Source organism: Pseudoalteromonas sp. SWXJZ10B, from assembly GCF_015864475.1.
GTDB classification, from domain to species: domain Bacteria; phylum Pseudomonadota; class Gammaproteobacteria; order Enterobacterales; family Alteromonadaceae; genus Pseudoalteromonas; species Pseudoalteromonas arctica.
Genome location: NZ_JADYXD010000010.1, coordinates 1 through 24,396 on the forward strand (window position 1 = coordinate 1; position 24,396 = coordinate 24,396).

At 41.0% G+C, this 24,396-nt stretch carries 18 protein-coding genes and 1 pseudogene; 16 read left to right on the top strand and 3 right to left on the bottom strand.

The features are described 5' to 3' along the window. Nucleotides 1–7,293 (top strand): Ig-like domain-containing protein (locus tag I6F54_RS10830; RefSeq protein ID WP_197141343.1); only part of this gene is annotated, 7,293 nt, incomplete at its 5' end. A 147-nt stretch (nt 7,294–7,440) separates the two neighbouring features. Here I6F54_RS10830 and flgN read toward each other — a convergent pair. The 3 genes from flgN to flgA form a co-directional block, all read right to left on the bottom strand. Further along, nucleotides 7,441–7,872 carry a flagellar protein FlgN gene (gene flgN, locus I6F54_RS10835; protein ID WP_024589967.1) on the bottom strand — a complete coding sequence of 144 codons (432 nt, stop codon included), beginning with the start codon at nt 7,870–7,872 and terminating at the stop codon, nt 7,441–7,443. Beyond that, a complete protein-coding gene (flgM, locus tag I6F54_RS10840; protein WP_007581856.1) occupies nt 7,865–8,185 on the bottom strand; it encodes a flagellar biosynthesis anti-sigma factor FlgM in 321 nt (106 codons plus the stop codon). Before flgM ends, flgN begins: the two co-directional genes overlap by 8 nt. Before the next feature lie 76 nt (nt 8,186–8,261). Beyond that, nucleotides 8,262–8,969 carry a flagellar basal body P-ring formation chaperone FlgA gene (gene flgA / locus I6F54_RS10845; RefSeq protein WP_165729499.1) on the bottom strand — a complete coding sequence of 236 codons (708 nt, stop codon included), beginning with the start codon at nt 8,967–8,969 and terminating at the stop codon, nt 8,262–8,264. Between the two features lie 140 nt (nt 8,970–9,109). Here flgA and I6F54_RS10850 point away from each other — a divergent pair, with 140 nt between their 5' ends. The 15 genes and pseudogenes from I6F54_RS10850 to I6F54_RS20500 form a co-directional block, all read left to right on the top strand. Beyond that, nucleotides 9,110–10,042: a chemotaxis protein CheV gene (locus I6F54_RS10850; RefSeq protein WP_007581858.1), complete on the top strand. Its 933-nt coding sequence runs from the start codon at nt 9,110–9,112 to the stop codon at nt 10,040–10,042. 20 nt (nt 10,043–10,062) lie between these two features. Further along, nucleotides 10,063–10,893 carry a CheR family methyltransferase gene (locus I6F54_RS10855; protein ID WP_007581859.1) on the top strand — a complete coding sequence of 277 codons (831 nt, stop codon included), beginning with the start codon at nt 10,063–10,065 and terminating at the stop codon, nt 10,891–10,893. 145 nt (nt 10,894–11,038) lie between these two features. Next, nucleotides 11,039–11,446, top strand: coding sequence for a flagellar basal body rod protein FlgB (gene flgB, locus I6F54_RS10860; RefSeq protein WP_002959431.1), 408 nt, complete (start codon nt 11,039–11,041; stop codon nt 11,444–11,446). 5 nt (nt 11,447–11,451) lie between these two features. Beyond that, complete coding sequence (gene flgC / locus I6F54_RS10865) at nt 11,452–11,883, top strand: flagellar basal body rod protein FlgC (protein ID WP_007581860.1); 432 nt, start codon at nt 11,452–11,454, stop codon at nt 11,881–11,883. A gap of 13 nt (nt 11,884–11,896) precedes the next feature. Beyond that, nucleotides 11,897–12,577 (top strand): flagellar hook assembly protein FlgD, encoded by a 681-nt coding sequence (locus I6F54_RS10870; RefSeq protein ID WP_007581861.1) that lies wholly within the window; start codon nt 11,897–11,899, stop codon nt 12,575–12,577. Nucleotides 12,578–12,636: 59 nt separating this feature from the next. Then, nucleotides 12,637–14,007, top strand: a complete 1,371-nt coding sequence (gene flgE / locus I6F54_RS10875) for a flagellar hook protein FlgE (RefSeq protein ID WP_197101054.1) — start codon at nt 12,637–12,639, stop codon at nt 14,005–14,007. Between the two features lie 157 nt (nt 14,008–14,164). Then, a complete protein-coding gene (locus I6F54_RS10880; RefSeq protein WP_197141345.1) occupies nt 14,165–14,908 on the top strand; it encodes a flagellar basal body rod protein FlgF in 744 nt (247 codons plus the stop codon). A 21-nt stretch (nt 14,909–14,929) separates the two neighbouring features. Next, nucleotides 14,930–15,718, top strand: a complete 789-nt coding sequence (gene flgG, locus I6F54_RS10885) for a flagellar basal-body rod protein FlgG (protein ID WP_002959420.1) — start codon at nt 14,930–14,932, stop codon at nt 15,716–15,718. Between the two features lie 16 nt (nt 15,719–15,734). Continuing rightward, nucleotides 15,735–16,418, top strand: coding sequence for a flagellar basal body L-ring protein FlgH (gene flgH / locus I6F54_RS10890; protein WP_010553251.1), 684 nt, complete (start codon nt 15,735–15,737; stop codon nt 16,416–16,418). Nucleotides 16,419–16,429: 11 nt separating this feature from the next. Next, nucleotides 16,430–17,524 (top strand): flagellar basal body P-ring protein FlgI, encoded by a 1,095-nt coding sequence (locus I6F54_RS10895; RefSeq protein WP_165729500.1) that lies wholly within the window; start codon nt 16,430–16,432, stop codon nt 17,522–17,524. Nucleotides 17,525–17,690: 166 nt separating this feature from the next. Further along, complete coding sequence (gene flgJ / locus I6F54_RS10900; RefSeq protein ID WP_197141347.1) at nt 17,691–18,707, top strand: flagellar assembly peptidoglycan hydrolase FlgJ; 1,017 nt, start codon at nt 17,691–17,693, stop codon at nt 18,705–18,707. 1 nt (nt 18,708) lies between these two features. After that, nucleotides 18,709–20,709 carry a flagellar hook-associated protein FlgK gene (gene flgK / locus I6F54_RS10905; RefSeq protein ID WP_197141349.1) on the top strand — a complete coding sequence of 667 codons (2,001 nt, stop codon included), beginning with the start codon at nt 18,709–18,711 and terminating at the stop codon, nt 20,707–20,709. Nucleotides 20,710–20,711: 2 nt separating this feature from the next. Continuing rightward, nucleotides 20,712–21,965 carry a flagellar hook-associated protein FlgL gene (gene flgL / locus I6F54_RS10910; protein WP_197141351.1) on the top strand — a complete coding sequence of 418 codons (1,254 nt, stop codon included), beginning with the start codon at nt 20,712–20,714 and terminating at the stop codon, nt 21,963–21,965. Nucleotides 21,966–22,215: 250 nt separating this feature from the next. Continuing rightward, on the top strand, nt 22,216–23,691 hold the full coding sequence (locus I6F54_RS20430) for a flagellin (RefSeq protein ID WP_197141353.1): 1,476 nt from the start codon (nt 22,216–22,218) through the stop codon (nt 23,689–23,691). Nucleotides 23,692–23,974: 283 nt separating this feature from the next. Further along, nucleotides 23,975–24,334, top strand: a pseudogene (locus tag I6F54_RS20500) (flagellin N-terminal helical domain-containing protein); the annotation flags it as partial. Between the last annotated feature and the right edge of the window lie 62 nt (nt 24,335–24,396).

Genomic DNA, 24,396 nt, shown 5'->3' on the forward strand with positions numbered 1-24,396 from the left:
GGTACCTCAACAGAGCCTGCAGGCACGGTTATAAACATTGTTATTACCGACAGTAACGGTGATGAGCACCCAATCACTGCCACAGTTGATGCCAGCGGTAATTGGCAAGCAACCAGCCCTGAATTACCAGATGGCAGCTACACCGTACAAGCCAGTATCACCGATGATGCAGGCAACACAGGTGGCGCAGTTCAATCAGGCACTCTTGATACCTTAGCACCGACATTAACACTGGATACCGTGGGCGCTACGAACGACAGCACTCCAGCAATCAGCGGAAGCAGCAATGCTCCAGCGGGCACAGTGATAAACATCAGCGTAAGCGACGGCACCACAACCGAAACGTTCACCGCGACAGTACAAGCCGATGGCAGTTGGTCAGCAGATGTGCCGACAGCATTAGCTGATGGAGAGCTTACTATTGAAGCCAGCGTGAGCGATAACGCCGGAAACACCACCACATTAAGTGAAACCGCGACACTCAACACCATCGCGCCGAGCATTAACATTAATGCCTTGGTTGATACCAACGACACCACACCAACCATTAATGGTACAAGTGATGCAGCCGATGGCACCACTATCAGCTTAACGTTTGTAGACAGTGCAGGAGCTGAAACCACCACGACCATCACGGTCACCGGTGGCCTATGGAGCGTTGCAGCGCCTGTTGAGTTAGCTGAAGGCGAATACACGGTCACCGCAGAAGTAGATGATGGACTAGGTAATATCGGCAGCGCCACCGAAACAGGCGAGATTGACTTAACCGCACCAAGCCTTCTTATTGCAGATAATGGTGTTAGCAATGACACGACACCGACTATCTCGGGTACAAGCGATGCGCCACAAGGCAGTGAAGTCACTATTATTGTGACAGACAGTGCCGGTGCAGCGCAAACAATGAGCGCCACCGTGCTTGCTAATGGTACGTGGTCAATTCCTGTACCGGTAGCACTTGCAGAAGGCGCATACAGCATTAACGCGAATGTTGAAGATGTGGCAGCCAACGACACCACTGCCACAGGCACTGGTGAAATAGATACCATTGCACCGACACTTGTGCTTACCAGTCCAGGCTCAAGTAGCGACATCACCCCGACACTCAGCGGCACAAGCGATGCGGTTGAAGGCACGGTTATTAACTTCACCGTAGTGGACGATCAAGGCAATACACAAACGTTCACCACCACTGTGGATGCTGATGGCAACTTCTCAGTTGAAGTACCGACTGCACTGGCTGAAGGGCCGTACACGATCACCGCCAACATCAGCGATGTGGCAGGTAACAGCACCAATATTACCGGCAACGGCACCATTGATACCACAGCACCAAGTGTGAGTGTAGATGCGCCATTATTAACAAACGACAGCACACCGACGGTTACTGGCACCAGTGATGCGCCTAACAGCACCATCACGGTTACGTTTACCGATGCAGCGAATGCAGTGCAAACTATTGATGTACAAATCGATGCAAGTGGTAACTGGAGTGTAACGCCAAGCGGCGATTTAGCGGAAGGTAATTACAGCGTCAGCGCCAGTATCACCGATGCCGCAGGCAATACAGGCACGGGTACAGACACTGGCGAAGTCGATATAACCGCTCCGGATCTTGAAATTATTCCATCGTTTTTATTAGGTAATTTAGTTTCTCTTTCGGGGGATTCTGATCTACTAGGGGGTTCTGTAATCACTATTACAGAGTACCTAGTTGGGGGATTAGTTGGTGCAACTTATACAGCAACGACAAATCCTGATGGTACGTGGGGGCTTGCAAACATAACAGTACCTTTACTAAACCTTGCCTATGTGACTGCCAGTGCAACGGATGCAGCTGGTAATGTCAGAACAATCAATACACTTGATTTTGATAACGTAGCACCAGAATTAACCGTTAGTGTCGATGCTTTATCTAATGACAGTACGCCAGTAATTAGCGGCACCACCGATATGGGGCAAGGCACTGTAATTAATATAACCGTGACTGATAGTGAAGGAGAAAGCCAAGCGTTTACTGCGACAGTTCAAGCCGGTGGCGACTGGTCTGTTGCTGTACCTGCAGAGCTAGCGCAAGGTCAATATACCGTTGTTGCAGAGGTTAGAGACAGTGTTGGTAACTTAACAACGCAGCAGGCTCAAGGTGAAATAGACAGTGTTGATCCTACATTAATTGTGAACGAAGTTAACGCGACAATAGATACAACACCTACAATTTCAGGCACAAGTAATGAGATAGGTGCAGATGTAAGCATTATTATTGGTGGTCAAACACTAACAGCAACTGTGGGTACTGATGGCAATTGGCAAGTAGATGTCCCCGTAGCACTTGTTGATGGTGATTATACGGCGCAAGTAAGTATTACCGATGACGCTAATAATATCAGCAGCACGACTATTGATTTAACAATTGATACCCAAGTACCTGTTATTGTACTTAATGATATAACTGTATTTAACACTAATACACCAATTGTAAGTGGTACTTCAACTGAACCACAGAATACGGTGGTCGATATAGTCATTACAGATAGTAATAATGACATACATACTTTAACCGCAATAGTTGATGCTAGCGGCGATTGGCAAGTTACAGCGCCAAGCTTGCCAGATGGCAATTATGATGTAGAGGTAAGTATTACCGATGATGCTGGTAATACAGGCTCTGATACAGGTTCGAGTTTTGTTGATACTCAAGCACCAAGTATTACTATAAATGCATTAGGTACAATTAATAACAGCACGCCAACTATTTCAGGCACATCCAATGAACCTGAAAACACGAGTATTACAGTAACTGTGACCGATGGAGATAGTACCGAGACTTACACAACTGTTGTTGGTGCAGGAGGTGCTTGGACTGTAGATATTACAGATGTACTGACTGATGGTGAAGTTACAGTTTCTGCAAGTGTTACTGATGCCGCAGGGAATGAATCAGTTGCAAATAGTACCGCAACTTTAAATACCAATGCGCCTACAATTAATATTAATACAATTGTTGATACGAACGATCAAACACCAGCAATATCAGGCACAAGTAGTGCAATAGATAACTCGGTGATCACAGTCGTTATAACTGACGTTAATAACGTTTCACATACTGTAACTACGACGGTAGTAGGCGGGATTTGGAGTGTTGATGCGACAACTATTCTTCCTGAAGGTGAGTTTACTGTTTCGGCAAGTGTAACTGAAGGAAGCTTAACGAGTAATACAACAGGTAGCGGTGTTATCGATTTAACCGCGCCAACGCTTAGTATTACGCCGCTTGTAACTTTAAATGATACAACGCCTACAATTTCAGGCACAACAACCGCACCGCAAGGCGCATTAGTTATTATTTTAATTACTGATAGCTTAGGTGCAGAGCAAACGGTTAATGCTACGGTTGGTGCAAATGGCACATGGTCAGTCGCTGCAAGTACAGAGTTGAGCGAGGGCACTTACACGGTTTTAGCTTCAACAACAGATACTGCCGGTAATCCTGTAAACACAAGTATTACAGGGGAAGTTGACATAACAGCGCCAGTTGTGACCATTAACGATATTGCTGGAAGTACCGATCTAACTCCAAGTATTTCAGGGAATGTGACAGGTGCCATGGTAGGTGATGCAGTTGCTGTGGTATTTACCGATGCACTAGGGAATAAGCATACTGTAAATACAACAGTTCAAACTGGTGGTGTATGGTCTGTAGAGGCAACTAGCTCTCTATCACAAGGAGATTATTCAGTTGAAGTCTCTGTTACTGATAGCGCTGGTAATACCGGGGACGCAACAAATACAGCAACCATTGATACAATTGCTCCTGAGATTAGTATTAATCAAAGTTCATTAATACTGACTCAAGATAGCACTCCATTAATTACAGGCACATCTAACGAAGCAAATACAAACGTTATAGTTACCTTTACTGATTCTGCTGGAGTTTCTCATCAAATGACCGTTCAAACCGATGGCAATGGAGACTGGCAAGCGGCTGCTAATAATATTTTAGCTGACGGTGTTTACAGTGTTAGTGCAACTATTAGCGATGCTGCGGGCAATACTTCGGTCGACAATAAAACCGGTGGTGAGGTTGATACCGTGGGACCAGAGCTAACAATTGTGCCTTCGTTCCTATTAGGTCAGTTGGTTTCTTTATCTGGTACATCTGATTTGGGCGAAGGTAAAACCGTTACGGTTACTCTAGAGCTTGCAGGTGATTTACTCGATTTAACATACGATGTAACCACAGATGCAAATGGTGATTGGGAGCTATTAGGCCTAGCCGTTAATGTTATTGGCTTATCAGTTATTGAAGCCTCGGCAACCGATGATGTGGGTAACACCACCACTATTACGACTGCTGATGTAGATGCTTCAACCCCAGTACTAAATGCGGTAGTTGACTTTGCTACTGGTGAGGGCGATTTACCAATAATTAGTGGTACGACCGACCAAGCACCAGGCACTGAAGTGCTAGTTAAAGTGGTAGATAGCGAAAATGTAGTACAAGAGCTTACGGCTATAGTGCAAGCCGATAATACGTGGGCTGTGCAGGTTCCTCAATCATTAGCTGAGGGGACATTTAGTGTAACAGTTGACGTGTTAAGTGAGGTCGGTATTACTACCACGCAACTACTTACCGCAGTGGTGGATACAATATCGCCAACACTTGGCTTACAGGTTATTGGCACAACATCAGATTCAACGCCAATAATCCAAGGTACCAGTGATTTAATTAATGGTGTTGTTGAAATACAACTAGATGGCGGCACTGTACTAACTACTACAGTTGATGCTTTGGGAATATTTACACTTGAAGTTGATGCATTATCTGAAGGGCAACACGTTGCTAATGTGAGTATTACTGATGATGCAGGTAATGTAGTTACCGATACGCTTGAATTCGTCGTTGATACGCTAGTACCAGTGGTTGGAATTTTACCACTGAGCATTAGCAATACAGATATATTAGAGCTTTCAGGTACATCACCAGAGGCGGAAGGCACAAATATTGATGTAACTGTTATTGGTAGTAATGGCAACGAAACCGTATTTAATACTTTAATTGATGGAGATGGCAATTGGTCTTTAGTAACTACTAGCTTATCAGATGGTATATATACTGTTTCTGCAAGTATAACTGACGCCGCAGGTAATACAGGGCAGTCGGCCATTGAGCAAGTAACGATAGATACTATAGCGCCAGCGCTAGGAATTGATGCGTTTGGTGTACTTAATACGCTAACACCTACTATTGAAGGGACAAGCGATGAAGAGGTAGGAAGTTTAATTACCGTAAATATTACTGACTCTACAGATACATTATATGTAGTTACCACTTCGGTATTAGGAGACGGAACATGGCTTATTGTTACTCCTTTACTTGCTGAAGGTGACTTAACAATTGAGGCAATAAGTACAGATGATGCTGGGAATATAGCAACAGTTACGCAAACGGGCACTATTAGTACAACCTTACCAGGTTTGTTAATTAATCAAATTGTAGATACAAGCGATACAACGCCAACAATTACAGGTACCACAGATATATTAGCAGGTGACGTACAGGTAGTTATTACCGATAGTAGCGGTACAGCAACGACATATAACACCCAAGCTATTGCAGGTGTATGGACTCTAATACCTACAACACCATTAGCTGAAGGTGCCTTTACTGTAAGTGCTACAGTTGAAAACTTAGGGCTTACAAGTTCTACAAGCCTAGGTGGCATTATTGATTTAACACCACCAACAGTTGAAGTTAACCAGTTACCTGTTACTAATAACCCGTTACCAACAATTACAGGTACAAGTGATGCACCAGCAGGTACAAATGTGAGTGTTGTTATTACCGATGCTAATAATGATTCACAAACTATTACCGCTCAAGTTTCAGGAAGTGGCACATGGTCAGTAACAGCTACCACCGCGCTTAGTGAAGGTAGCTTTAGTGCAACAGCATCAATAAGCGATACAGCGGGTAATTCTGCTAGCGATACTATGGTGTCAAGCACAGACTACACAGCGCCAACTGTAGTCATAGATCCAATATTGGTAGGGCAAGATACAACGCCTACTGTTACGGGGTCAGTTACTGGAAGCTTTGCAGGTGCAGCGGTTATAGTTATGTTTACTGATTCAGCTGGTGCCACTCACAATGTTCAAACAACAGTTGGAGCTGATGGGACGTGGAGTGTGACATCAGCAGAAGTACTTCCTGAGGGCAACTACAGCGTTGATGTAAGCATTGTTGATGGTGCAAGTAATACTGGTACGCAATCATCAAGTAGCGCAATTGACTCAGGTATTACAATTGATTCAGGATTGGTACTAACTACAGATCAAAACCCAGTTATAACAGGTACAGCCGCTCCAGGTGAGTCAGTAACGGTGATCTTTAGTGGCGCTACAGAGGCAACTGAAACAGTATTTGCTGATGCATCTGGTGAGTGGAGCGTAACAGCTAATACTACCTTAGCTGATGGGGCTTATACAGTAACAGCTGTAGCGACCGATAGTTCTGGAAACGCAACATCAAGCGGTAGTTTATCTGGATTGGTTATTGATAATACACCGATCAACTTTACAGTAGAACCTGAGTACTTACTTAATTTATTGGGTATAGGGATATTGGTTGGTTACGAAGGTACATCTGATGGCGGTGAGGGAAGTAAGGTCTATATTTTCGACTCATTAGTTTTAGGCATTGATTTAGCATTAACTTCAGCGCCATATGCAGTTGTAGATGCTCAAGGTAATTGGGACTCTACTAATTTAGATCTGAATCTTTTAGGTTTACTGGGTACAGGTCTTGAAAACACGCATTTCTATACTGTGGACGAAGCTGGTAATTATCAAGTTAAAAATGGAAATGATGTATTTATAGAGTCAGGCAATATTTACGATAATGGAGCAAGCGCTGCTTCTGGCGATACAATCCCTGCATCATTTAGCGAAGAGTCGGCTCTAGGCGATACAATTCCTAATGAAGTTTCAAGCAGCAACGTATTAAGCACTGAAACAATTGACTTAGGTAACTTGAGTGGTCTGTCAACACCTGAGCAAACGGTCCAAATGAGTTCGGCGGAACCGCTTAATATTGATGACGTTATTATTAGCGAAGATGCAGAGCAGCTTATAGCGCTAAATACACTGGTTGAGGACGAAGGCTCTGCAATTGCTTATACTCCAGCTCAAAGTGGGGGAAGCATTGATGCAGCAGCACCTGCGGTTGATGTGCAAAATCAATCGGAAGAGATGATTAAACACTTAATTGAAAGTAGTAATAATCAAACGGATATTTAATATTAATAGAGCCCTCTTAATTATTTATTAAGGGGGCTTACATTATTAAGCAAATGGATATTATTTATAACGAAATTTAAGAACAAAGGACATTAAAAAAGCCTTATTGATATATCAATAAGGCTTTTTTAATGTAAAATTTTGGGCTTACGCTTTTAAATTACGAACCAATTTACTCTCGGTATTTACAGATTTACCGGCTTGATCGTAGGTCATTGACGTTGGTGCGCCAATTAATATCTCTTTTAATTGTTTAACACTAAGTTGCGCTTGGCGGGCAGCATGAGCATTAACATTATTTTGTTTTTGGCATTGCGCAAGTTGAGTTTTAACTTGGCTTATTAGCTCAGATATTTCAGGATTTTGTGTATCGTTACTGGCAATAAGCTTACTTAGCTCTTTATCAAGAGTGCTTAGCTTAGTTAAAAAAGACATTTTTTGTTGGGTAATTTCTTTTAAACCAGCACCACGTCGTGAAGCAATAGCAGTAAGCTCGTCGTTTAATAGCGTATGCAAAGAATCTAAACAACTTACTTGTTGGTTTAGTTTTACGCTAATTAAACTATTATGATCAGCCATACACATTAAACTCAAAATCAGCTAAGTTTTTAGCAAGCTTTTCACTGTCCACTTGATATTTACCTTCGGTTATTGCTTTTTTAAGCTCAGCAACTTTATCGCTGTCAAATCCAGACGATTGCTGTGCTTTATCTTGAAGCGTTTTTAATTGCTGCGCTTGCGGCGTTAAGCTTACAGAGTCACTTGCTGCTTTAGGCGAAGGAGTCTGCGTCGCTTGTGTATTTGCGTTATCTTTTTTTAAATCAACTTGTTGTTGCTTTGCATTTGTTAACGCATTAGCTTGTTGATTACTGCCATTAACTTGATTAACCATAATAATAAACCCGTATATTACCCAACTTATGCCATGTTATCGGCATATACGTAGGATACTTTAGTATAAATCTAAATTAAATATTCACCTGAACAGACTCTACACCATCTACTCGCGCATTTAAAACTTTACCTGATTTTTTGTTTTTTATTTGTATTTGTTCGCCCAAAGTACCGTCTTCTAAAGCAATACCTGTGGTTTTAATTCTAAGGCCTCTAAGGTTAGCGTAAATATTAACAGAGTCACCTTTACACACCATACAAATTTGGTTTAGTAATACTGGCATACCACTTCTAATATTTCGTTTACTTCTGCTGCCTATTAGCATTGTGGGGTCATCTAAGTACTGTATTCGTACAAAGTGAGTTGGTTTCATTTCAATACTTAAATGCGATTTAGTTATTACTTCACCGCGGGATAAATTAGCGGTGGCAACAACAACTGGGGCCATTTCAACAACTCTTACATGAACGTATTGAGCCCACGTTTGCGCATCATTGCACTTAGCTTGTAAGGTTACTTGGCGGTTAAATGGTGGCTCATCGGATGTTGATAATTCAAGCTCAGTATTACAGACACGATCAGGAATGCGACTATCTAAAGGCAGTGCACTTAATTGAGTATTAGTATTTTGCAATGTACCAATCTGCTTAGCTATATAAGCAACGGCCATGTCTTGTAATAAATCTTTACTAAACACTTTAGCTTGCAAAGGGAATACAAAGCACAAGCTAGTAACAAAATAAAAAACACTGTATCTTCTGATTTTTTTTAACAAACTCATAATGTTTCGACTATGCTTATGGTTTCAAACAGGGTATAAATATTTTGCGTCAAAAAGTAGACGCACCCGCGATGTTATGTAGCTTTATAAATAGAAAGCAATTATCGTTCCGTATTATTTGTTTTCTTTAGGAGATTTGAATGGCAGGCATTTTAGACTCAGTAAACCAACGCACACAGTTGGTTGGGCAGAACCGCCTAGAATTACTTTTATTTAAGCTCAGAGGGCGTCAGCGTTTTGGTATTAATGTATTTAAAGTGAGAGAAGTGCTGCAATGCCCTCCACTAACAAGCATGCCAAAATCTAATCCGTATATTCGTGGTGTTGCACATATTCGTGGTCAAACTATTTCAGTAATTGATTTATCAATGGCTGTAGGTGGGCGCCCAATCGACAACATTAAAGACAGCTTTATAATCATTGCTGAATACAATCGCTCTGTGCAAGGGTTTTTAGTGGGCGGAGTTGAACGTATTGTAAATATGAATTGGGAAAAAATAATGCCACCACCATCAGGCGCCGGACGTTATTCATATTTAACAGCAGTGACCGAAATCGAAAATGAATTAGTCGAAATTCTCGATGTAGAAAAAATTCTCAACGAAATTTGCCCAGTAAACACAGAAGTAAGTGCTGAAGTTGCACAAAGCGGCGATATTCAAAAAGATTTAGGCGAACGTATCGTATTTATTGCAGACGACTCTGCTGTTGCGCGTAATCAAGTTAAACGCGCCCTAGAGCCGTTAGGCGTGCAAACAGAGCTTGCCAAAAATGGTAAAGAAGCACTTATAAGATTAAAAGAAATAGCAGAGCTTGATTGTAAAAACGATATTACTGAGCGAGTAGCGTTACTTATCTCAGACGTTGAAATGCCAGAAATGGACGGCTATACCTTAACAGCTGAAATAAAAGCAGATCCCAAACTTGCACCTTTGCATGTTATTTTGCATACCTCTTTGAGTGGTGTTTTTAACCAGGCTATGATTGAAAAAGTCGGGGCAGATGACTTTATTGCTAAATTTAACCCAGACGAATTAGCAACAGCGGTTAAAAAGTGGGTTCATTGTGATTAACAAAAATAGGTGCTACTAACTTGAATAATAAAGATTTGCAGCAAAGTGAATACGACCAGTTTCGTTCGTTTTTAGAGCAGCAATGCGGCATTGTTTTAGGTGAAAACAAACAGTATTTAGTTAAAAGCCGACTTGCTCCGTTAATGACTCGATTTAATGTGGGATCTTTATCGGAGTTGGTTAGTAAAACTCTCGGGCCTCACGAGCGGCAATTAAGAGCCGCAGTGGTTGATGCAATGACCACAAACGAAACGTTGTGGTTTAGAGATCAATACCCGTTTGAGTTGCTCCAAAATAAGCTTTTTCCTGAGTTTAAAGACTTAAGAAGGCCTTTAAAAATTTGGTCTGCTGCCAGCTCATCAGGACAAGAACCCTATTCAATAGCTATGTCAGTAGCTGAATTTAATACTAAGCAACCTGGTGTGCTTCGTATGGGTGCACAAATTATTGGTACCGACATATCTAATACCATGCTTGATATGTGTAAAAATGCAGAATATGACGCGCTTGCACTTGCCAGAGGGTTATCTGCAGAGCGTCGTAAAAAGTTTTTTAAAGACAGCGGCAATGGTATGGCACAAGTAAACGATACAATAAAAAAACAAGTTAGTTTTAGGCACCTGAATTTGCTTGATTCTTACGCGTTAATGGGCAAGTTTGATATTATTTTTTGCCGTAATGTACTTATTTACTTTGCGCCTGAAATAAAAGCTAAAATTATTAATCAGTTTGCACAAGCATTAAACCCAAAAGGGTACTTATTTTTAGGAGCGTCAGAGTCCCTAACTGGTCTAAGTACTGAATTTGATATGGTTAGATGCAACCCCGGTATCATTTACCAAAAGAAATAACTAAGTTAATTCATTTCCCTAAAACGACGCACCAAGCGTCGTTTTTCTATTTAGATACATAGTCTTATAAAAATATAACACTTCCTAATATTAATGGCTTATTTTTTGCTTTATTCATGGGTAAGTCAATTTTTTGGAGAAGGTTATGGCTATCAGTTTTGATAAAGCATTAGGTGTGCATCCGCAAGCCATGTTGATCCGTTCACAGCGAGCTGAATTAATTGCAACTAATATAGCTAACGCTGATACGCCTGGCTATAAAGCAAAAGATATTGATTTTGCCTCTGCATTAAAAGCGGCAAGGTCAACCCAGCAAAGCGGCAATACTATGGTAAGAACTAATGATAAACACATTGGTGGAGGTACTCATAGTATGGGCAGTTCAGAATCATTTCGCTTGCCAAATCAATCAGATACAGGTGATGGTAACTCGGTTGATATACAAGTGGAACGAAACTTGTATACACAGAATGCTATGGAGTATCAGGCCAGCTTGCAATTTTTAAGCGGTAAATTTAAAGGCCTGAATAAAGCTCTCGGTAGTCAAGGATAAAAATTATGAGTTTATATAATGTTTTCGATATTGCAGGTTCGGGTATGAGCGCACAAAACGTTCGCTTAAATACTACAGCTAGTAATATTTCTAATGCTAATACCATTAGTTCATCTCAAGACAAAACGTACCGAGCGCGCCAACCTGTATTTGCGGCTGAGCTAACAAAGGCTTCAGCATCAGTAAGTAACCAACAGGGCTCCGCAGTTGGTGTTAAGGTTTTGGGCATTGTTGAAAGTAATGCACCATTACAAATTGAATATAACCCAAACCATCCAAGTGCGGATGAAAATGGCTATATCTATAAACCCAACGTCAATGTTGTAGAGGAGATGGCAAATATGATTTCTGCCTCTCGTTCTTACCAAACAAACGTGCAAGTTGCTGATGCAGCAAAGCAAATGCTAAGTAAAACACTGTTGCTAGGGCAGCGGTAACCGAGGGTAGGTTATGAGTAATGATATTAGTACATCTTCATCCTATTTAGACTCTATACGCTGGCAAGAATCGCAAGTAGCGACCAGTGATAATGAGAGTGATGCGTTAACACAAGAAGACTTTTTCTCTTTGTTAACTCAGCAATTATCGTTTCAAGATCCCAGTAACCCTGCGGATAACGATCAAATGATTGCGCAAATGACTAGTTTCACAATGGCGCAAGGCATCAGCGATTTAAATTCAAATTTTGATAGCTTAGCGTCATCTATGACATCAAATTCAGCATTGCAAGCATCAACACTTGTTGGCAAGCAAGCTTTACTTGAGTCAAACACCCTGGATTTAAATGAAACGGGTGATGCCAGAGGCTCTGCAGTGGCAGAAGAAGCCGTTGATAACTTAAAAATTAAAGTGACAGATGCATCAGGTCAGCTAGTGAGAACTATTGATATGGGTTCTCAATCAGCAGGTGCAGTACGTTTTGCGTGGGATGGCAAAAATGAAGCCGGTGAGCGTTTACCTGAAGGTGAATACTCAGTAACCGCCGAAGGAAGTACTGACGGCGAATTTTCAAGCTTGCCCATTGCTACATTCAAGAACATTGAAAGCGTTAATATTAATGGCTCAAGTGGCATTATTATTAACACTAAAGAAGGTGCGGTTAGGCTGACAGATGTAGCAGAAATCGCGTAATAAATTTTAGTATTTTTCGCCTGCTAGCAGGCCACAGACTAACAGGTTAGAGGTGAATTATGAGCTTCAATATTGCATTAACCGGCCTTGCTGCCGCGCAAAAAGATTTAGACGTAACGGCAAATAATATTGCAAACGTTAATACCACAGGTTTTAAAGAGTCACGCGCTGAGTTTGCCGATGTTTACGCTTCATCAGTGTTTAGCTCTGGTAAGACTAAAAATGGTGACGGTGTGCAAACAACCATGGTTGCGCAGCAGTTTCACCAAGGCTCACTACAATTTACAAATAACTCACTTGATTTAGCAATCACTGGTGAAGGTTATTTTGCGATGACCGACGATTTATCTTCGCAAGATTTAACATATACACGTGCGGGTGCATTTAAGCTTAACCAAGATAACTTTATGGTTGACGCAAAAGGTAACTTTTTACAAGCATTCCCTGTTGACTCATCTACAGGTGATACAACGTCGGTAAGTTTGAGCACAACTGATCCAATTCAAATCCCTGATTCGTCTGGTTCACCTCGCGCAACAGAAAATGTATTTTTGTCGTTTAACTTAGATGCAACGGCGGATCCAACAGGTCTAGATTTTGACCCTACGTCTAGTGGTACTTATAACTCATCTACGTCAACAACGGTATATGATTCACTAGGTGAACCACATATTTTACAATACTTTTTTGCTAAAGAAGATGATGCCGCAGCAGGTGGTACAGATAACAGTTGGGAAGTATACGCAACACTCGATGGCAAAGTAGTTGATGGCACAACTGGTGGAGAACAAACAACGACACCTTATACACCACTGACTACCCTAGGTTTTAACTCAAGTGGTTTGCCATCAACAACAGGTGGTGTGGCAAATACAAATACAACTACTTTTGATGAAATATTACTACCAGCGGGTTCTGGCGCTGGTTTATCAACATTACTAGACAATGGTGCAACTTTCCCTGGTACTGGTATTGAGCTTAACTGGCGCGATGAAAATAACACGGCAGGACGTATCCCAACTCAGTATTCAAGTGGTTTTGAAGTAAAAGCACTCGATCAAGATGGCTCAACAGTTGGTCGTTTAGCCGGAATTGATATAGGAACAGACGGTAAAATTGTCGCTTCTTACAGTAATGGTGACTCAACATTCCTAGGCCAAGTGGCTATGGTACGTTTTCCAAATTCACAAGGGTTATCACAAGTGGGTGATACAAGCTGGAAGCAAAGTATTGATTCAGGTGAACCTGTAGCGGGTGAAGCTGGTTCGGGTACATTTGGTGGAATTAACTCATCAGCGCTTGAGCAATCAAATACAAACCTTACTAATGAACTCGTAGACTTAATTACTGCACAGCGTAATTATCAAGCAAACTCACGTGCGCTTGAGGTTAACTCAACTATTCAGCAAAGTATTTTGCAGATTCGATAAGCTAAACCCCATTAAATATATTAGGCTGCATTTTTGCAGCCTTTTTTATAAGTCCTCTTTGTAAACCCTTCTAAATACCTCTCAATGTTGCGTCAAATTTAATCTGGCACCTATTTTGCATTTATAAGTTCAGAGATTTTTTATGTGAGTCGATACTATGGACAAAATGGTCTACATTGCGGCCTCTGGCGCTAAGCAAAGCCTACAAGGGCTTGCTTTAAAAGCCAATAATTTGGCAAATGCAAATACAACGGGTTTTAAAGCCGACTTTGCGCAAGCACGTTCTATGCAAGCGTTTGGCGAAGGTTTGCCTACACGTGTATTTTCAATGCAAGAGCGTCCGGGTTCAAACATGGTATCGGGTGGCATTGTTCAAACCGGGCGAGACTTAGATATCGCGATGAGCGATAACGCATGGCTTGCTGTGCAAGATGCCTCCGGTAATGAAGCTTACACAAAAGTGGGTACGTTAAACGTTACTGCTCAAGGCATGCTCGTAACCAGCCATGGTCGTCAAGTTATTGGCGAAGGGGGACCTGTTATTTTACCTGTCCCAGTCGAAAAAATAGGGTTTAGTCAAGATGGCGCTATTCAAGTTCGACCACAAGGCGCTCCCGCTAATTTTTTAGAAGAAATAGACACGCTTAGAGTGGTAGAAGCAAATAGCTCTCAGCTCGAAAAAGGTAACGATGGTTTATTTAGGCCAAAAGCCAATGTAATAGTAGATACCTCTGCCAATGTAAAAGTTTTAAGTGGTTCGCTTGAAATGTCGAATGTGAACCCAGTTCACGAAATGGTCGACATGATAAGCCACCAGCGCCAATTTGAATTACAAGTGAAATTAATGAAAACAGCTGAAGAAATTGACGAGCGTCAAGATCAGCTGTTACGCATTGTTTAACTTTAAAGTGAGGACACGATTATGAATCCAGCATTGTGGATCAGTAAAACGGGGCTAGACGCCCAACAAACCGATATATCGGTTATTTCAAATAACTTAGCGAATGCGAGTACCGTAGGTTACAAAAAAAGTCGCGCTATATTTGAAGATTTACTTTATCAAAATATTAATCAGCCGGGCGGTCGTTCATCGCAAGATACCGAAATGCCATCGGGCCTAATGTTAGGTGCGGGTGCAAAAGTTGTAGCTAACCAAAAAGAGTTTACGCAAGGCAACATGTTGACCACCGAAAACTCACTAGATTGGATGATTTCTGGCGAAGGTTTTTTTGAAGTACTGCAACCAGATGGCAATATTGCTTACTCGCGCAACGGCCAGTTTACTACCGATGGCGATGGACGAATTGTTACATCGGGCGCAGGTTATGTGATTCAGCCAGAAATGAATGTACCAGATGACGCGCAATCAATTACGGTTTCGCAAGACGGCGAAGTATCTGTACGTGTTGCAGGCCAAGCCGATAACGTGGTCATTGGTCAGCTGACTATTAGTGATTTTATTAATCCGTCGGGTCTTGAGCCAATCGGTCAAAATCTTTATACCGAAACCGCTGTAAGTGGTGCGCCGGTACAAGGTAATCCTGGTGTTGAAGGGTTAGGTAGCATTATTCAAGGCTCACTCGAAACTTCAAACGTAAATGTAACTGAAGAGCTCGTAAACCTAATTGAAACTCAGCGTATTTACGAAATGAACTCAAAAGTAATTTCGGCCGTTGACGAAATGATGAGTTATATCAATCAACAGCTTTAATAGAGTAGGGGGAATTATGCGTAATATTATTTTATTTACAGCGGGCACATTATTTTTAAGTGGCTGTATGTCTACGCAAAATAGTGAAGTAGTGCAGGACGACCCTTACTACGCACCTATGTACCCCGAGCCTATTTTAGAGCCGCTGGTAGCCACAGGTTCATTGTTTAATACTCATACATCAAACGACTTATATTCTGATAAAAAAGCGCTACGTACTGGCGATATAATTACGGTTAAATTGCAAGAGTCTACTCAAGCAACAAAAGCCGCTAAAACAGAAACAGACAAAGAAACCGACGCAAGCTTAGACCCAGTGATTGGCTTAGGTGGTCTACCTGTAAATATAGGTGGCGATAGTATTCAGTTTGGCATTGGTAGCGATTCGTCGTTTACGGGCGATTCAAAATCAAACCAATCAAACAGCTTAGTGGGCGATATTTCGGTTAATGTAATGCGCGTTTTACCTAATGGTAACTTAGTTATTCGCGGCGAAAAATGGCTAACGCTTAATACCGGTGAAGAGTTTATTCGTTTAGAAGGGCTAGTACGCCCTCAAGACGTAAGCGCCGATAATACGGTTGAATCAAACCGCATTGCTAATGCACGTATTCAATACTCAGGTAAAGGGCAAACGCAAGAAGCGCAAAGTCCTGGTTGGCTTACACGTTTCTTTAGCAGTTCGCTGTTTCCATTTTAGAGGGTAACAACATGAATAGCCTTAAAGCTTTATGTTTAGTTGCGTTATTGGGTTGGCAGTTTACTGCCAGTGCTGAGCGCATAAAAGATGTGTCTATGGTTGAAGGCGTGCGCTCTAACCAATTAGTTGGTTATGGCTTAGTGGTTGGTTTACCGGGCACTGGTGAGCAAAACTCATATACACAACAAAGTTTTAGAGGCATGTTGAACAGCTTTGGTATTACGCTGCCTTCAACTCAAAGTCCTAAAATTAAAAATGTTGCCGCTGTTGCTGTGCATGCAGAATTACCCGCATTTAGAAAGCCCGGGCAAACAATAGATATTACGGTTTCTTCTATTGGTAGTGCAGGCAGTTTACGTGGCGGTACTTTACTACAAACTTTTTTAAAGGGTGTAGACGGTAACGTGTATGCAATTGCACAAGGAAGCTTAATTGTTGGTGGCTTAGGCGCACAAGGCCTTGATGGTAGTAAGGTTGTAATTAACACCCCTACAGTTGGTCGTATACCAAATGGCGCAACAGTTGAACGCACTGTAGAAAGCCCATTTATGCAAGGCGATTACATTACCTTCAACCTAAACCGTCCAGACTTTACAACGGCAAAACGCCTAGAAAAAACAATTAATGACTTAGTTGGCCCAAATAGCGCACAAGCAATTGATTCTGTTTCTATCCGTGTTATTGCACCACGCGATGCATCCCAGCGTGTATCGTACTTATCGACACTCGAAAACTTAGAATTTAAACCAGCTGACATGGCCGCTAAAATTATAGTTAACTCGCGCACCGGTACAATTGTTATTGGCAAAAACGTTAAGCTTCAGCCTGCGGCTATAACTCACGGTGGCTTAACAGTAACAATTGCAGAGCAACAAAATGTGTCACAACCAAACCCGCTAGCAAACGGTGATACAGTTGTCACACAGCAAAGTATTATTGATGTAAACCAAGACGACTCGCGCGCCTTTGTATTTAATCCAGGTGTAAGCCTTGACGATTTAGTTCGCGCAATTAACGAAGTAGGCGCAGCGCCTGGTGACTTAATGGCTATTTTAGAAGCACTAAAAGAAGCCGGCGCAATTAACGGACAGTTAGTTGTTATATAAATAACCCAAGTCAATAAATAACGTATTACTTAAGCCCTATATTTTTGAAGCTAGGGCTTTTTATTTACAGCAACTTAAGTTTATTATTTTTATCTTCCTTGTTTTATCGGTAGTGGCTCAATTTTTGCATTTTTAACTGCATTATTCATTTTGTGTCAAAAAGCCGATGGAAACTAATCACCTCGATAAACAAAACTTTTTTGATTTAGGCAACTTAGATTCACTTCGTAAAGAAGCCTTAACGAGTGGCGATGCATCAACTGATGCTTCCAAAGCTGCGCTCAAAAAAGCGGCCGCACAATTTGAAGCTATTTTTACGCAAATGTTGCTCAAAGGAATGCGCAAAGCTAACGAAGCATTTGAAGACAAAGACAGCCCATTTAATTCAAGTGGCGTAAAGTTTTTTGAAGAAATGCACGATCAGCAACTTTCAACAGAGCTTTCATCAAATGGATCGTTAGGCCTTGCCGATTTAATTGTTCAGCAGTTATCGCCTGAGTCTAAAAACTTTATGCCAGGCTCGGTGCTTAGAACAACCAACGATATTTTCAGCGATACGCAAGTCGGATCAGCTCTTCCTCATGAGCAAAAAAATAAGCAACCCGATCTTATCGTTAAGAGTACTAAAACCGATATTGCTGAGCCTAAAGTCGATACTACAGAGTCTAAAACCGATAGCCCAACATTTAAAAATGCAGAAGAGTTTGTAAGTTCAGTGTGGGAACACGCTAAAACTGCAGCGCAAAAAATAGGTTTAAACCCAGCGGTAATGGTTGCTCAAGCGGCACTTGAAACCGGTTGGGGTAAACACATTATTAATAAAAGTGACGGTGGCAGCTCAAATAACTTATTTAATATTAAGTCAGATAAAAGCTGGGAAGGCGATAAAGCAAGCAAAGTAACGCTTGAGTTTGAACAAGGCACACCCGTTAAAAAACAAGCCAGCTTTAGAGCCTACGATTCAATTAAAGATAGCGTGAACGACTTCGTTGATTTTTTAACGCAAAACCCACGCTACAAAGAAGCATTACAAAATACAGCAAAACCAAATGACTTTTTAGATTCATTACAAAAAGCAGGTTATGCAACCGATCCAAATTATGCCAGCAAAATAAAAAAAGTACTCAATAGCAGTCAGCTAAAAGACATTGCGGCAAACGTGATCCGCCAAGGAGTAGAGTAACATGTCGTTTAATTTATTAAACATTGCCAGTTCTGGGGTTAGAGCAAGCTCGGAGCTATTGCAAACGACAAGTAAAAATATCGCCAATGTAAATACCGTAGGCTACGTACGTGAGCGTACTGAATTTACCACTATGGTTGATAACCAAGTAGGGCGAGGCGAAACATACCGATTACTAAACGAGTTTGCTCAGTCACAGCTAAATCGTGACACCTCTAATAAATCGTTTTTCGATCAGTTTATTACTGAGGCTAATCGAGTTGATACTATTTTTTCTGAAGAGTCGAACAACCTTTCGACCGGAATTAACTCTTTATTTAATAACGTGCAAGAAGCGCTTAATCAGCCGTCATCTACCGTTGCCCGCTCATTAGTAATGACAGATGCGCAAAGCTTAATTGATCAAATGGATAGACTTTCGGGCATCGTGCTTGATCAAAAAAGTGTAGTGAACGAGCAGCTCGAAATATTTTCAGATGAAGCAAACTCACTAATTCAAAGTATTAGCACGCTAAATCAAAATATTGCAGCAGTTAATGGCACTAATAACGCCGCAGATGCAAGCTCTACCTATAACGAACGCGATAAAGCAATACGCGACTTATCAGAGCTCATAGACATAGAAACGCTTGATGGTCCAAATGGCGAAAAACTCGTTTTTATGGGCACAGGCGAAGCGGTTGTTATGCAAAATGGCGCATTTAACTTATTTTCGATGACGGGTGACCCCGATCCTAATTTTAAAGAATTCACGCTTGACGTTAATGGTGGCAAAGCAGTGCCGCTTGAAGTTGATGTAAGTAAACTTAAAGGCAAAATTGGCGGCTTACTTGCTTTTAGAGATGACATATTAGTTCCTGCGCAAAACCAAATTGGTCAAATGGGCTTAGCGATAGCTGACGCATTTAACGAACAAAACAAATTGGGTATGGATGCAACAGGTCAGCTAGGGGGGAATATTTTTAATATTCCTACCGTTGGCGCTTATGCGTATCAAGCTAACACAGGTACTGCCGGTATGACTGCAACAGTAGAGCCAGGTAAGGGCAGTGAACTTCCTGCCAGTGACTTTATTATTACTTATACAGCTAATGCTAATGAAGTAAGTATTCAGCCTATAGATAACAAAGGCGACCCGTTAGGTCAGCCTTCACTTGCTGATATATCTTCAGGTGTTATTGATTCATCGACTACTACCGGAGAATCATTTGGCCTTCAAGTTAATGTATCTGGGGCAGGTGTTGAGGGCGACCAATTTCAAATAAAGCTTAATTCAGATGCCGCTTCAAGTATCACACTTGCAACAGGGCGCGCAGAAGATTTAGCACTAGCATCGCCTATTCGTACTGCTAATGATTTAAATAATATAGGTACCGCTACTATTTCAGCGGGAGAAGTAAAAAGTGTTACCTCCGGTGGATTTACTTCAACACCAAGCTTAACAAACGGTGAAATAACGCTTGTTAAAACAGGTAATGCTAACGAATATCAAATTACTGATAATAGCGGAACGAGTACTTTTACTATTACGCCTCCTGCAAAAGGAATGTTATCGCAAGCGGGTGCTCCATTTGATACCTACGGATTCGATTTTGATATAGAAGGTACGCCAGCAACAGGCGACACCTTTACACTTGAGTTTAACGAAGGCGGCTTTGATGATAACCGTAATGGTTTAAAATTAGCTGATTTACAAAATGGCGAGTTAGTCCGTTTAAACGTAGAAACAACAGCAACGGCCGACAACCATAAAACGTTCAACCAAGCTTATTCAGGATTAGTGAGTGATATAGGTGTTATAACTGGCCAAGCAATCACAAGTGGGGCTGCATTTGACGCTCTAGCACAGCAATCTGAGGCATGGTACGAGTCGTTATCTGGAGTAAACCTAGATGAAGAGGCCGCAAATTTACTGCGTTTTCAGCAATCATACTCAGCATCAGCACAAGTTTTAGCAGCAGCTCAAGAAATTTTTGACACCTTATTAAATGCGGCGAGGTAATTATGCGTTTATCAAATAATTTAATGTACCAAAACAACATAAATAAAATACTCGACAACCAACAAGGTGTTGCAAATGCTCAAGAGCGAGTAACAACAGGTGAAAAGTATTTAACCACCTCAGAAGCGCCAGCTGCTATTTCGCAAGGAATGCTATATTCAAATAAAATACAAACAAACGAGCAATACACTAAAAATATTAACCAGCTAAATGGCCGCCTCGAAACAGAGGAAACCATATTGCAAAGTATAAATACCAATATTCAACAAGCGCAAGAACTCACTATTCAAGCTGGTAATGGTGTTTACACTAAAGACGATTTAAAATCGATTGCATCAGAACTTAGTGGCATTCAACAAACGCTAGCTAACTTAATGAACACCCGATCAGAAGACGGAAAATTCATATTTTCAGGATACCAAGACAGCACGCAGCCGTATCAGTTTGATTCTGCAGCGGGTGAGTACACCTATAATGGCGACCAAGGGCAACACCAAATAACTATAGCTGAAGGTGTATCAATTAAAGCGAGTGATAACGGCTTTGATACGTTTGAAAAAACTAACGCGCGATTAAATGTAGAATCTAACACGGCAAGTGTTTCAGGCTCTATTACAGCGGCAAGTGTATATGTTGACGGCCAAGCTGAGTTTGATAAGTTTCATCAAGCAAATTACAACGCAGACCCAACAGCTTCAGCAACTGCAAATACATATAGCGTATTAGTAAGCCCAGGTGCTACAGCAACAGATCCACAAACCTACGAAATATACCGAGACGGCGCAGCACTAACCCCCGCAGTAACTGGCGAAGTTAACGATGATACAATTGAATACGCAGGTATGAAAATTGAATTTGAAGGCACAGCACCAGGTCAACTCGATTTTAGCCTTGAAAAACCAGGCAAAGAAAACGTACTTAATACATTGCAAGCACTTATTACCGGCCTTAACGACGGTACACTTGAAGGTGATGACTTTCAGCAAGTACTTGCTGATGGCTTAGTGCAATTACAGAATTCTAGTGAGCAAGTAGTATTTACCCAATCAAGTTTAGGCGGGCGTATGAACGCGCTTGAAAGAGTAAGCGATTCTAACTTAGCACTCGATATTCAAAACAAAAGTAATCTTTCTGATTTAGTAGAAGTAGACATGGCAGAAGCTATTAGCGAACTAACTAAACAAGAAACGGCACTGCAAGCATCGCAAGCAACTTTTGGCCGTTTAACTAACCTCTCGTTATTCGATTACTTATAAGCAAGTTATAAGCAGAAATACCTTGCCGCTTTACCTACTTTAAAGCGGCAAAAAAATGTCACTCCTTTCTAAATAACTTCACTCTTTATTTACAATTCAATAAATTATTTATTTTCATTTAGAAACAACCACTTAAAAATAAATTAAAGTTGGCACATTAAATGCTTTTCTTATTGTAAGAAATTATCGAACAGTGGTTCCTGTTAAATCGTGTTGAACCACACTCTGTTTAAACCTAGGAGATGGTAAAATGGCTTTATCAGTAAATACTAATGTGTCGTCACTAAACGCACAGCGTAACTTAACTAAATCTGGCGAAGGCTTAGCAACTTCGATGGAGCGTTTATCATCAGGTATGCGTATTAATAGCGCAAAAGATGATGCCGCTGGCCTACAAATTTCAAACCGTTTAACATCGCAAATAAATGGCCTAGCCGTTGCTCAGCGAAATGCCAATGATGGTATTTCAATGGCACAAACTGCTGAAGGGGCTATGGATGAGTCAACAAGCATACTTCAACGTATGCGAGAGCTGGCACTGCAGTCAGCGAATGGTTCAAACTCAACTGAAGATCGTGAAGCTTTACAAAAAGAAGTATCAGCACTGCAAGTGGAGTTAACTCGTATTGCTGAAACTACATCGTTCGGTGGCCAGCAATTACTAAATGGTGACTATGGTAGTAAGGCATTTCAGGTTGGCGCTAATGCTAATGAAACAATTAATGTTTCACTCTCCAGTGTCGCGGCTGATAAAATTGGAACTAATCAAGTGAACCTACAAGGCGATACGATAGGGCTTGGTGAAGCTATTTCAGGTGTAAGTAGTGGGGTTGGTAGTGGGACATATACAATATCTGGCCGTGAAGATGCGACTGTAAGTATTGCAGCAAAAGCCACTGCAGAAGAAATTTCAGACTCAATAAATAGCTATAGCAGTGCAACAGGTGTAACTGCTCAGGCACGTGCTGAAGCTGAAGTCAGCATTACTACTGGTGCGGATGATGGCGAATCTATTAGCTTTGACTTAAATAATGAAAAAGTTTCTTTTGTAGGAACCGGTACAATTGCCGGTGACAAACAAGCAATGGCAGAAGCTATTAATTCTAAAACGGATGAGCATGGTGTAACTGCAACATTAGAAAATGGTGAACTTAGTATATCTAATAATACAGGTGCAAACTTAGAATTGACTAATTTTGCAGAAAGTAATGCTACTACTTTGACAGTCATGTCATTAACAGGCGTATCTTACAATGGTAATACTAATGATACACCAATTGCATTTTCTGCAGCCTCAACTGATTTGCTTGTATCAGGCACAGTACAGCTAAATTCTGCTGAAGTATTTAGCGCACAAGGTTCTGTGAATACATTAGCTACGGCTATTACAGCAGAAGTTAGTACTCTTGTGAATGTAGAAGATATTAATGTCACAAGCCAAAAAGGTTCTCAAGATGCATTATCAGTAATTGATAATGCAATTGCGAATATAGATTCGCAACGTGCGAGTTTAGGTGCTGTACAAAATAGATTCGAGCACACAATTAATAACTTGGCGAATATATCGGAAAATGTTTCGTCGTCACGTAGTCGTATCCAAGATACCGATTTTGCAACAGAGACTGCAGAAATGACGAAAAACCAAATTTTGCAACAAGCGGGTACTTCAATACTATCGCAAGCTAATCAAGTACCTCAAGCCGCAATTAGTCTATTAGGCGGTTAATTATTGATTTCACATATAATTGAATATAAAAACGCACTTTTTTTGAAGTGCGTTTTTGTTATTTGATATTAGCAAATTAATACCTATTAGTTCGTGGTTATTTTTATTATAAAACAGAGTGTTAACTTTTTTATTTTAAATAACTCAATTTATTTCTAAAATATTTCTAAAGATAATAAACCTCCTGCCGTTAACTTAATCAGTAAGGAGCTGAGCATACATTTGTGACAGCTCTTGGTTAAATTAAAATAGCAACATTACGAAAGTAATCAGGAGTTTTATTATGATTTCAGTAAATACAAATGTATCTTCACTAAACGCTCAGCGTAACTTATCTCAATCAGGTTCTGACCTAGCTACTTCGATGGAGCGTCTATCATCAGGTATGCGTATCAATAGCGCAAAAGATGATGCGGCAGGCCTACAAATTTCAAACCGTTTAACATCTCAAATCGACGGTTTATCAGTAGCGCAAAGTAATGCTAATAATGGTATTTCAATGGCGCAAACTGCTGAAGGCGCGATGGATGAGTCAACCAGTATATTACAACGGATGCGTGAACTTGCACTTCAATCTGCCAATGGTTCTAACTCAACAGAAGACCGTGAAGCATTACAAAAAGAAGTATCAGCTCTACAAGTAGAGATGACACGCATTGCAGAAACGACATCATTCGGTGGTCAGCAATTACTAAGCGGTGACTT